The organism is Lysobacter sp. SCRH-1R, from assembly GCF_057747855.1.
Window position 1 is genome coordinate 3,759,032 of sequence record NZ_CM173227.1, and the last position, 11,267, is coordinate 3,770,298.

Annotated in this window: 13 protein-coding genes; 8 read left to right on the forward strand and 5 right to left on the reverse strand. The window is 68.6% G+C overall.

Annotated features, from left to right (window positions below; genetic code table 11):
- The first annotated feature begins 297 nt into the window (after positions 1-297).
- On the forward strand, positions 298-597 hold the full coding sequence (locus tag AC3ANK_RS17250; RefSeq protein ID WP_206862352.1) for a hypothetical protein: 300 nt from the start codon (positions 298-300) through the stop codon (positions 595-597).
- Positions 598-662: 65 nt separating this feature from the next.
- Here AC3ANK_RS17250 and AC3ANK_RS17255 read toward each other — a convergent pair whose 3' ends face one another.
- Positions 663-1,439, reverse strand: a complete 777-nt coding sequence (locus AC3ANK_RS17255) for an AMP nucleosidase (protein ID WP_206862353.1) — start codon at positions 1,437-1,439, stop codon at positions 663-665.
- 163 nt (positions 1,440-1,602) lie between these two features.
- On the opposite strand from AC3ANK_RS17255, the gene AC3ANK_RS17260 reads away from it, so the two are divergent.
- From AC3ANK_RS17260 to AC3ANK_RS17290, 7 genes are all read left to right on the forward strand, one after another.
- Positions 1,603-3,078 (forward strand): amidohydrolase, encoded by a 1,476-nt coding sequence (locus AC3ANK_RS17260; protein ID WP_206862354.1) that lies wholly within the window; start codon positions 1,603-1,605, stop codon positions 3,076-3,078.
- Positions 3,079-3,194: 116 nt separating this feature from the next.
- A complete protein-coding gene (locus AC3ANK_RS17265; RefSeq protein WP_206862443.1) occupies positions 3,195-4,475 on the forward strand; it encodes an amidohydrolase family protein in 1,281 nt (426 codons plus the stop codon).
- 408 nt (positions 4,476-4,883) lie between these two features.
- Positions 4,884-5,291 carry a DUF1761 domain-containing protein gene (locus tag AC3ANK_RS17270; RefSeq protein ID WP_206862355.1) on the forward strand — a complete coding sequence of 136 codons (408 nt, stop codon included), beginning with the start codon at positions 4,884-4,886 and terminating at the stop codon, positions 5,289-5,291.
- 11 nt (positions 5,292-5,302) lie between these two features.
- Positions 5,303-5,947, forward strand: coding sequence for a 2-hydroxychromene-2-carboxylate isomerase (locus AC3ANK_RS17275; protein WP_206862356.1), 645 nt, complete (start codon positions 5,303-5,305; stop codon positions 5,945-5,947).
- Positions 5,948-6,046: 99 nt separating this feature from the next.
- Positions 6,047-6,994, forward strand: a complete 948-nt coding sequence (locus AC3ANK_RS17280; RefSeq protein ID WP_206862357.1) for a DegV family protein — start codon at positions 6,047-6,049, stop codon at positions 6,992-6,994.
- A gap of 143 nt (positions 6,995-7,137) precedes the next feature.
- The gene (locus AC3ANK_RS17285) at positions 7,138-7,482 is read left to right on the forward strand and encodes a hypothetical protein (RefSeq protein ID WP_206862358.1); all 345 of its coding nucleotides are present in this window, start codon (positions 7,138-7,140) and stop codon (positions 7,480-7,482) included.
- Positions 7,479-8,147 (forward strand): adenine nucleotide alpha hydrolase, encoded by a 669-nt coding sequence (locus AC3ANK_RS17290; RefSeq protein ID WP_206862359.1) that lies wholly within the window; start codon positions 7,479-7,481, stop codon positions 8,145-8,147. Before AC3ANK_RS17285 ends, AC3ANK_RS17290 begins: the two co-directional genes overlap by 4 nt.
- Positions 8,148-8,150: 3 nt before the next feature.
- On the opposite strand, the gene fghA is transcribed toward AC3ANK_RS17290, so the two are convergent.
- The 4 genes from fghA to AC3ANK_RS17310 form a co-directional block, all read right to left on the reverse strand.
- Positions 8,151-8,981 (reverse strand): S-formylglutathione hydrolase, encoded by an 831-nt coding sequence (gene fghA, locus AC3ANK_RS17295; protein ID WP_206862360.1) that lies wholly within the window; start codon positions 8,979-8,981, stop codon positions 8,151-8,153.
- A 120-nt stretch (positions 8,982-9,101) separates the two neighbouring features.
- Positions 9,102-10,211: an S-(hydroxymethyl)glutathione dehydrogenase/class III alcohol dehydrogenase gene (locus tag AC3ANK_RS17300; RefSeq protein ID WP_206862361.1), complete on the reverse strand. Its 1,110-nt coding sequence runs from the start codon at positions 10,209-10,211 to the stop codon at positions 9,102-9,104.
- Between the two features lie 52 nt (positions 10,212-10,263).
- Positions 10,264-10,539, reverse strand: a complete 276-nt coding sequence (locus AC3ANK_RS17305; protein ID WP_206862362.1) for a metal-sensing transcriptional repressor — start codon at positions 10,537-10,539, stop codon at positions 10,264-10,266.
- 120 nt (positions 10,540-10,659) lie between these two features.
- Positions 10,660-11,226: a DUF4136 domain-containing protein gene (locus AC3ANK_RS17310; protein WP_206862363.1), complete on the reverse strand. Its 567-nt coding sequence runs from the start codon at positions 11,224-11,226 to the stop codon at positions 10,660-10,662.
- Positions 11,227-11,267 lie beyond the last annotated feature (41 nt).

The window sequence follows — 11,267 nt, forward strand, 5'->3', positions numbered from 1 at the left end:
CTCCCCCGTTCTCCCTGATTTCGAGGACACAGTGTGCCCGCGGGAGGTCGCATGCACTGCGACCTCGTGCCGGAGTCGGAAAGATGACGATTCAGGTGGGGTTGGCCGTTCCGGGGCCGCGCTGGCCGTCTGAATACAGGAGCGGCGCGATTACGGCCGGGAGCCTCGACGGCGCGTTGACGCGGTCTCCACAAGACTGAACCGGCGACCTTCGTTCCCGGCCCACAGGGCCTTCGCTACGCTCGCACACGCCGCACCCGGACCCTGCTCCGCTTCCCATCCCCTGAGGGAAATCCCATGAAACAGCTGCTCCTCGCCCTGTCGCTGGTAGGCCTGTTCGTTCCCGGCCATGCCATCGCCTACAGCTACGATTGCTTCCTCGTCTGCACCCCGGCCCGCGTCTACTGCCAGCCGTCGGGCGTGCCGATGCCCCCCATCGCGAAGATCTGCGGCGTCCGCAAGGCGATCGCGCCGGATTCGCTAACCACCTCGCTGTCCACGTTCGACGAATCGCAGGCGACCGCGCCCGCGTGCGTCGCGCAACAGGTGTTCGACGAGGACACGCAGACGTACGACTGGCAGATGGTGTGCGACTGACACCACCCCGACGTTGGGGCGCGACAGCGAAGGCCGGCATGCGCCGGCCTTCGTCTTTCCCGACCCTATTCGTCGAAACGCAGGTGGCGCACCGACTTGCCGTTACGGCGGATCAGCTTCAGCGCCTCGATGCCGACGTTGATGTGGTTGGCGACGTAGTCGGCGCTGACGCGCGCATCCGACGCTTCGGTCTTCACGCCTTCGGGGATCATCGGCTGGTCCGACACCAGCAGCAGCGCGCCGCAGGGAATGCGGTTGGCGAAGCCGGCGGCGAAGATCGTCGCCGTTTCCATGTCGATGGCCATGCAGCGCATCGCGCGCAGGCGCTCCTTGAAGGCGTCGTCGTGTTCCCACACGCGGCGGTTGGTGGTGTAGACGGTGCCGGTCCAGTAGTCCAGCGCGAGGTCGCGGATCATCGTCGACACCGCGCGCTGCAGCGCGAAGGCCGGCAGCGCGGGCACCTGCGGGGGCAGGTAGTCGTCGCTGGTGCCTTCGCCGCGGATCGCGGCGATCGGCAGGATCAGGTCGCCCAGCTGGTTCTTCTTCTTCAACCCGCCGCACTTGCCCAGGAACAGCACCGCCTTGGGCGAGACGGCGCTGAGCAGGTCCATGATCGTCGCGGCATTCGGGCTGCCCATGCCGAAGTTGATCATGGTGATGCCATCGTGCGTGCAGCTGGGCATCGGGCGGTCCAGGCCGACCACGGGCGCGCCGGTCATGCGCGAGAAGATGTTCACGTAGCCGCCGAAATTGGTCAGCAGGACGTGCTCGCCGAACTGGTCGAGCGGCACGCCGGTGTAGCGCGGCAGCCAGTTGTCGACGATCTGTTCCTTGTCTTTCATCGGGGTTTGCTCCTCTTGTAGTTGTGTGTGTCGCAAGACGCCGACGTATGGCGCCTAATCGGGCATTGTGTCACGCCGCCCATGACCATCGTCAGGGTTGGCAGGGTGTCGCCGGCACGGCTACGGTGCGAAGGTTGTGAGCCGCACTTTCCCGGGGACCTCCATGCTTCGACCACTCGCCGCCGCGCTGATCGCGGCGCTGGCGATCGGCGCCGCGCACGCCGCGCCGCCCGATTCGCAGGCCAACACGTCGGCCAAGTCGCCGGCCTCCCGCTTCACCGAAGACCCGTATCCGAGCACCTACCAGCGCATCGCCGCCGCGCCGGTGCTGATTTCCGGCGCGACCGTGCTGACCGGCACCGGCCAGCGGCTGGATGGCGCCGACGTCCTGCTGCAGGACGGCAAGGTCGTCGCGGTCGGCACTGGGCTGCAGGCGCCGGCCGGCGCGACGCGCGTGGACGGCACCGGCAAGTGGGTGACGCCGGGCCTGATCGACGTGCACTCGCACCTGGGCGTCTATCCCAGCCCCGGCGTCAGCGCGCACAGCGACGGCAACGAGATGACCGCGCCGGTGACCCCGAACGTGTGGGCCGAGCATTCGGTGTGGCCGCAGGACCCGGGCTTCGCCGCGGCGCTCGCCGGCGGAATCACGTCGCTGCAGGTGCTGCCCGGCAGCGCGAACCTGATCGGCGGCCGCGGCGTGACGCTGAAGAACGTCGCCGCCACGACCTACCAGGGCATGAAATTCCCGGGCGCGCCGTGGGGCCTGAAGATGGCCTGCGGCGAGAACCCCAAGCGCGTCTACGGCGGCAAGAGCGGCCCGGCCACGCGCATGGGCAACGTCGCCGGCTACCGCGCGGCGTTCATCGACGCCAGCGAATACCTCACCAAAAACGGCGGCAAGAAGAAGGACGAGCCGGAGAAGAAGCGCCGCTGGTGGCAGTCGGCCAACGACGCCGGCGAGAGCGACAAGGACACCGGCGGCAAGCGCGACCTCAAGCTCGACACGCTGGCGGGCGCGATCAACGGCGACATCCGCGTGCACATCCACTGCTACCGCGCCGACGAGATGGCGGTGATGCTCGACCTGGCGAAGGAATTCGGCTTCAAGGTCGCCGCGTTCCACCACGGCGTGGAGGCCTACAAGCTGGCCGACCGCCTCGCCGCCGAGAACGTCTGCGGCGCGCTGTGGGCCGACTGGTGGGGCTTCAAGATGGAAGCCTTCGACGGCATCCAGGAAAACATCGCCCTGGTCGATCGCCCGCCCAACAGCTGCGCGATCGTGCATTCGGATTCGGAGGAAGGCATCCAGCGCCTCAACCAGGAAGCGGCGAAGGTGATGGCGCACGCGAAGCTCGCCGGCATGGACATCCCGCCCGAGCGCGCGATCCGCTGGATGACGCAGAACGCGGCGAAGTCGCTGGGCATCGAGGCCGAAACCGGCACGCTGGAGCCGGGCAAGATGGCCGACGTGGTCGTGTGGAACGGCAATCCCTTCAGCGTCTACGCGCACGCCGAGCAGGTGTACATCGACGGCGCGCGCGTGTTCGACCGCAACGACCGTTCGCGCCAGCCGGTGTCGGACTTCATGCTGGGCCAGGGCGCCGCGGCCGGCAGCAGCACGGGAGGTGTGCAGTGAGGCGTTTCATCGAGTTCCGCCGTTCGCGGCACAACCGCCCGGCCGACACCTTCGAACTGGCCTGCTGCGAGCACGACGGCGGCTGGTCGCGGTGGGTTTCGCCGACGCGCAGCTTCCTGCTGATCGGCCTGCTGCTGGCGTCGGTGGGCGCCGGCGCGCAGGAGCTGCTGATCCGCAACGCCACCGTGCATACCGCAACGGCACAGGGCACGTTGAAGAACGCGGACGTGCTGGTGTCCGGCGGCACCGTCCGCGCGGTCGGCACCGGTCTGTCGGCACCGGCCGGCGCTCAGGTGATCGACGCGCAGGGCCGGCCGGTGACGCCGACGCTGTTCGGCGGCATCACGGAGATCGGCCTGGAGGAAGTCTCCGGCGAGAAGGACACCGTCGACGACACGCTCGCGCTCGGCGCCGACACCAAGCAGATGACGGTGCGGCCGGAGTTCGACGTGACGCTGGCGTACAACCCGGATTCGATCCTGGTCCCGGTCACGCGCATCGAAGGCATCGGCTGGACCCTGCTCGGCGCCGGTACCGCGGCGGGCGGTTCGATCGTCGCCGGCCAGGGCGGCATCGTGCGCCTTGACGGCAGTGCCGATCCGATCGGCCCGCGCGAGCTGTTCCTGCGCATCGGCGGCGATGCGGCCGGGCTGTCGGGCAATTCGCGCGCGGCGCAATGGATGATCCTCGACCAGCTGATCGACGAAGTGCGCGGGCGCATCCCGCCCGACGCGAACGCCGCGCTGCTGACGCCGGCCGGCCGCGCCGCGCTGGCGAAGTACCTCAACGGCGGCGGTCGCGTGGTCGTGTCGGTCGATCGCGCCGCCGACATCCGCCAGCTGCTGCGCTGGTCGCAGCGCCACGGCGTGCGCGTGGCCATCGCCGGCGGCGCGGAGGCGTGGCGCGTGGCGCCGATGCTCGCGTCGGCGAAGGTGCCGGTGTTCGTCAATCCGCTGGGCAACCTGCCTTCGGATTTCGACAAGCTCGGCTCCACGATGGAGAACGCGGCGCGCCTGCGCGCGGCGGGCGTGCAGGTCGGCTTCACCCAGGCCGGCGATGCCTCGCACAACGCGCGCAAGATCCGCCAACTGGCGGGCAACGCGGTCGCCAACGGGCTGCCGTGGGACGACGGCCTCGCGGGCCTGACCCGCGTGCCGGCGGAAACCTTCGGCGTCGCCGATCGTCTCGGCAGCATCGCCCCGGGCAAGCGCGCCGACCTGGTGATGTGGAGCGGCGATCCGCTCGAAGTGAACGCAGTGGCGTTGCAGGTGTGGATGGACGGCCGCGCGATCGAGATGCGCAGCCGCCAGACGGAACTGCGCGACCGTTACCTGCGCACGGCATCGCCGGCGGCGGAGGGTGGGTTGCCGCGGGCGTATCCGGCGTCGGGTCGGTGAGTGCTTGAGCCCTGCTCCTGATACCAGCCCGCTGCTAGCCCCTCTCTCATCGGGAGAGGGGTTGGGGTGAGGGGTGACGGAGCGTCAACTCCGAAGACCCGATGCATCGCTGCACTTTCGGTTTGACTTGCCCTGCGTCGCCGAACAAACAGCCTTTGTAGCCCGGGTAAGCGAAGCGCACCCGGGGGCGCGACCACTTCGCTCACCCCGGGTGCGCTTCGCTTACCCGGGCTACAAGAACGTCGGCATGGCTCGAGAGGGCGGGCCTGGGCCCGGCGTTCGCCGGGATGACGCCGGTCGTTTGCTTCGCTTTCGATCGATGAGGCTCCGGTTTCGCCGGCGCACCGACGCCGGCTTATCCTGACCGCCTCGGACCGCCCACCGGCGCGCCACGCACAGGACATCACCATGCCGCCCCTGCCCCACGTCGACTTCAACTGGCTCGCCGCGATCTCCGCCGCCGTCTCCGCCTTCGTCCTCGGCGGCATCTGGTACGGCCCGCTGTTCCAGCGCGCCTGGTGCCGCGAGGCCGGCATCGATCCGGACCGCAAGCCCGGCCATCCGAAGCGCATCTTCGCCACCGCCTTCGTGTGCAGCCTGCTGTCGGCGGTGATGTTCGCCAACTTCCTGCCGCCCACCGCGACCGCCGCGGACGGGTTCGGTGCCGGCTTCGTGGTCGGCCTGTTCTTCGTGGCGATGAGCTTCGGCATCAACTACGCCTTCGCCCAGCGCAGCCTGAAGCTGTGGATGATCGACGCCGGCTACCACATCGCGCAGTTCAGCCTGTACGGGCTGATCCTGGGCGCCTGGCACTGAGGGAGCACCGCATGGACGCGCCGCTGACCTGGTATTTCGACTTCATCTCGCCGTTCTCCTACCTGCAGTGGCAACGGCTGAAACCGCTGCTGCGCGAACGCGAGGCCGCGGGCGCGCCGGTGCGGCTGGTGCCGATCGTGTTCGCCGCGGTGCTCGATGCGCGCGGGCAGAAGGGCCCCGCCGAAATCCCCGGCAAACGTGAGTTCACCTATCGCCACGTGTTGTGGCTCGCGCGCCAGGCCGGCGTGCCGCTGCGCTTCCCGCCGGCGCATCCGTTCAACCCGCTGGCCTCGCTGCGGCTGAGCATCGCCGCCGGCAACAGGCCCGAGGCGGTGGATTCGGTGTTCGACTGGATCTGGAACCAGGGCCGCGCCGGCGACAGCGTCGAGGCGCTGGTGCCGGTGATGGCCGCGCTGGACGTCCCGGCCGAAGCGCTCGAATCCGACGCCACCAAGGCCGCACTGCGCGCCAACACCGACATCGCGATCGCCGCCGGCGTCTACGGCGTGCCGACGCTGGCGGTGGGCAGCGAGCTGTTCTGGGGCAACGACTCGTTCGACTTCGCCCTGGCCACGATCTCCGACCCGGCCCTGCTGCAGGACGAGGAAATGCGCCGCGTCAGCGAACTCCCGGTGGGGTTGCAGCGCCGACGCTGACGCGCAGCGTCATGCGGCGGCGCCACACGGACTTCCATCGCGGAAAGGGTATGCTGGCCGTCACACTTCGACGCCAGCGCTCATTCCGGGAGGGGAACCATGCGCATCGGACTCGTTGTCGACTCCGCCTGCGACCTGCCTTTGCATTACCTGGAACAGCACGAGGTCACCGTGCTGCCGATCACCGTACGCATCGGCGAGGCGGTGCTCGCCGACCATCGCGACGAACAGGCCACCCTGGAGTTCCTGCACGCGCACGTCGCCGAGCGCGGCCATGAAGCGCAGACCATGCCGTACACGGTCCAGCAGATCCAGGACCTGTTCCTGCAGCGGCTGGTGATCGATTACGACTACGTCTTCTGCATGACCATCACGAAGACGCGCAGCCCGATCTTCGACAACGCGCAGCAGGCGAGCTTCGCCATCCTCAACGACTACAAGGCCGTGCGTGCCGCCGCCGGCAACGCGACGCCGTTCGCCTTGCGCGTGGTCGATACGCAGAACCTGTTCGCCGCGCAGGGCGTCACGGCGGTGGAAGCCATCCGCCTGCGCGCCGCGGGCGAAGGCGCGCCGAAGATCCGCGCACGCCTGGAACACCTCGCGCTGCACACGCAGGGCTACATGGTGCCGCCCGATCTCTACTACCTGCGCAATCGCGCGCGCGCCAAGGGCGATCGCAGCGTCGGCCTGCTCAGCGCGGCGCTCGGCAGCGCGCTGGACATCAAGCCGATCCTGCACGCCAATCGCGGCGAGACCGGCCCGGTGGCGAAGATCAAGGGATTCGAACCGGCGGTGCAGAAGCTGTTCGAACATGTCGCCCAGCGCGTGGAGCGCAACGAACTGCTCACGCCCACGATGTGCCTGAGCTACGGCGGCGAACTCGACGGCCTGCGCGCGCTGCCCGGCTACGAACGCCTGCGCGATGCGTGCGCGTCGAACAACGTGGAGCTGTTCGAAAGCGTGATGAGCCTGACGGGCATGGTGAACGTCGGCAAGGGCGCGGTCGTCGTCGGCTTCGCGGCGGAAGGGCAGAAGTTCGCGGGTTGAGGCGAAGCGGCGCGGAACGGGAAACGAGCAGGAACACCGCTCGCGCCTTTCCGTCTCTCGTTCCTCTCCGCTCGTTCCTCAACCATCACGCCCGCCGGACCGGCCCAACCCTAAACTAAGGGTTTCCGAGAAGGAGACCCACGATGGCCACGCGCTACTACATCCGCCTGCCCGACGCGCAACGCGCGCGCGGCGGCGATCCGTCGCTGTCTTTCACCGCGGTCAGTCCGGAAGGCTTCGCCGAACAGTTGCAGTCCGCATTGCGCGAGCCGTCGCTGTTCGAACGCTGGAAGTCGAAGCAGGACGATCCCGACGCGATCGATCCCGCGCTCGGCGAAACCGATCCCGGCGCCGTCGTGCAGGGCGCGCAGGACGACCTGCACGTCGACCTGGTCGCGACCACGCGCATCGGCGGCGAGATCCTGCGCCAGCGGCTGCGCTGGCTCGCGGGCAGCGCGTGGGAGCTGCGCGACGTCACGGCCGCATGAGCGCACGCCTGTTGTCCTGGAGCGGCGGGAAGGATGCCGCGTGGACGCTGCATTTCATGCGCGAGCGCGGCGACGACGTCGTCGGCCTGCTGACCACCGTGACCGAAGGTTACGAGCGCGTGTCGATGCAGGGCATCCGCCGCGAGGTGCTGCATGCGCAGGCGCAGGCCACCGGATTGCCGCTGATCGAGGCGCGCATTCCGCCGCAGTGCGACAACGCCACGTATGAAGCGGCCTTCGCCGATGCCCTGTCGCGGGCGCGGGAACAGTGGCCCGGCCTGGACACCATCGCGTTCGGCGATCTGTTCCTCGCCGACATCCGTGCATGGCGCGAGGCGACGTGCGGCGCGCACGGCTGGCGCATCGACACGCCGCTGTTCGGACACGACACCGCGCAACTCGGCCGCGCGATGATCGACGGTGGCCTGCGCGCCCGCCTGTGCTGCATCGACACGCAGCAACTCGACGCGCGTTTCGCCGGTCGCGCGTTCGATGCGACGCTGTTCGCCGACCTGCCCGACGGCTGCGACCCGTGCGGCGAGAACGGCGAGTTCCACACGCTCGTATACGAAGGGCCGATGTTCCGCGCCCCGTTGCGGGTGTGCGAGGGCGAAACGGTGCTGCGCGACGGCCGCTTCGCCTATACCGACTTCACGCTGGCCTGACGACTACGCCTTCAGCGCCGCGGCGTGATGCGCGATGTGATCGCCGATGAAGCTGGCGATGAAGTAGTAGCTGTGGTCGTAGCCCGGCTGGATGCGCAGTTCGAGCGGATGCCCGGCCGCCTCGCAGGCTTCGCGCAGGCGCTGCGGCTGCAGCTGCGTGGCGAGGAATTCGTCGGCCTCGCCCTGGTCGACCAGCAGCGGCAGGCGTTCGGTCGCCGACGCGATCAGCGCCGTCGTATCCCACGCCTTCCACGCCTCGCGGTCCTCGCCCAGGTACGCCGCGAACGCCTTCTGCCCCCACGGCACCTGCGTCGGCGCGACGATCGGCGAGAACGCCGACACACTGCGATAGCGCCCCGGATTCTTCAGCGCGACGACCAGCGCGCCATGGCCGCCCATCGAATGCCCGCTGATCGAACGCGCCTGGGTCGCGGGGAACTGCGCCTCGATCAACGCCGGCAGCTCGCGCGAGACGTAGTCGAACATGCGGTAATGCGCGGACCACGGCGCCTGCGTCGCGTCGACGTAGAAGCCCGCGCCGACGCCGAGGTCGTAGCCGTCCGCATCGGCGACACCCGGCCCGCGCGGGCTGGTGTCGGGCGCGACCAGGATCACGCCGTGCTCCGCCGCATACCGCTGCGCGCCGGCCTTGGTGATGAAGTTCTGCTCGGTGCAGGTGAGCCCGCTCAGCCAGTACAGCACCGGACACGACCGCTGCTCGGCCTGCGGTGGCAGGTAGACGCCGAAGGTCGTCTCGCAGTCGAGCGAAGTCGAGTGATGGCGGTAGACGTGTTGCCAGCCGCCGAAGCAGGCGCGGTGTTCGATGCGGTCCATGATTCGTGATTCGTGATTCGTGATTCGTGATTCGTGATTCGTGATCGTGATGATCTTCGCGCCGTGAAGCGGGATCCGTGCTCTTTCCAATCACGAATCACGCTTCACGAATCACGGCTTTCAGTAGTGGATCACGCTGCGGATCGACTTGCCCTCATGCATCAGGTCGAACGCCTCGTTGATCTCGTCCAGCGGCATCGTGTGGGTCACGAACGGCGCGAGTTCGATGTCGCCGCGCATCGCGTCCTCGACCATGCCCGGCAGCTGCGTGCGGCCCTTCACGCCGCCGAACGCCGTGCCCATCCACTTGCGCCCGGTGACCAGCTGGAACGGACGCGTGCTGATCTCCTGCCCTGCGCCGGCGACGCCGATGATCACCGACTGGCCCCAGCCGCGATGCGCGCATTCCAGCGCGGCGCGCATCACGTTGACGTTCCCGATGCATTCGAAGGAATGGTCCACGCCCCAGCCGGTCATCTCGACGATCACCTGCTGGATGGGATTGTCGTGATCCTTCGGATTCACGCAGTCGGTCGCGCCCATGCTGCGCGCGAGTTCGAACTTCGACGGATTGGTGTCGATGGCGATGATGCGGCCGGCCTTCGCCTGGCGCGCGCCCTGGATCACCGCCAGACCGATGCCGCCCAGGCCGAACACCGCGACGCTGTCGCCTTCCTGCACCTTCGCCGTGTTGTGCACCGCGCCGATGCCGGTCGTCACGCCGCAGCCCAGCAGGCAGACGTGCTCGTGGTTCGCCTCGGGATTGATCTTCGCCAGCGAGACCTCGGCGACGACGGTGTATTCGCTGAAGGTCGAGCAGCCCATGTAGTGGTACAGCGGCTGGCCGTTGTACGAGAAGCGCGTGGTGCCGTCGGGCATCACGCCCTTGCCCTGCGTCGCGCGCACGGCGACGCACAGGTTGGTCTTGCCGGACTTGCAGAACAGGCATTCGCCGCATTCGGCGGTGTACAGCGGAATCACGTGGTCGCCCGGCTTCACGCTGGTGACGCCCTCGCCCACTTCGACCACGACACCCGCGCCTTCATGGCCGAGCACGCACGGAAACAGGCCTTCCGGATCGTCGCCGCTGAGCGTGAACGCGTCGGTGTGGCACACGCCGGTGTGGGTGATCTTCACCAGCACCTCGCCGGCCTTGGGCGGCGCGACGTCGATTTCGACGATCTGCAAGGGCTGCCCTGCGGCGAAGGCGACGGCGGCACGGGATTTCATGGCGACTCCTGGAATGGCGTGGGAACGGGGGAACGAGGTTCGTGCGATGCGGCTACTTCAGATACGAGCGGACCAGTCCGGCGAGTTCGGCCACGCGCGCCTCGCGCTGCTGCGCGGAGGTCGCGGCGTGGCCGAATTCCTCGCGGATGTGCGCTTCCAGCACTTCGGACATGAGCCCGTTCACCGCGCCGCGGATGGCCGCGATCTGTTGCAGCACCGCACCGCAGTCGGCGCCGGCGTCGAGCGCGCGTTCGAGCGCCTCGGCCTGGCCCTTGATGCGGCGGATGCGGGCCTGGACGCGCTTCTTTTCTTCAGGGGAATGCGGCACGTCGGCAGCCCAGCTGGGTACTGGGGTGGAGTATACGGCATGGCAGGAAGAGGCGAGGAGGAACGAGAAACCGGTGTTCGCTCTCCAGGTTCTCGTCCCTCACCCCTCGTTTCCTGTTCCTCAGGGCATCCGCGCCGCCGCCGACGTCGGCGGGAACTGCGCGAACATGCGGTCCACGCTCAACTGCATGGCGTTGGTCTGGGCGACGGGCGATTCGGGCACGGTGCCCATGGCGATCCCGCGCCACAGAGGCCGCTGCGTCTGCGCGTCGAACATGTCGAGCACGATCGTGCCGTAGGTGTAATCGCGTACGGTGGTGGTGGTGTTGAAGCTTCCCCACGCGCCCCAGCCCGGGCCCCAGCAGCAGCGCCCCCAACCCCAGCCGCCCCACATCGGACCGGTGTCCCAGGTGTCGATGCGCATGCGGCGCTCGGTGACGATCGTGCCGGCGAGCGTGACCTGCGCGTTGGTCGACTGCGTCCATCCGCGCTCGCGCAGCTTCGCGTCGATGGCGGCGACCAGGCGTTGCGTCTGCAGCGGCGAGAACCCTTCCGGCCGCTGCGTCCACCGGTACGTCTGGTACTGCCCGAAGTTCACGGCCGGGTCGTAGTCGGTGAACACGGCCGGCGTGGTGGCGCATCCCGCGATTAGCGAGACGGCGAGAAGAATGGGAACGGAACGTTTCATGGCCGGCTCCCGCGGTGACGGCGATTCGAGAATACGCCGGC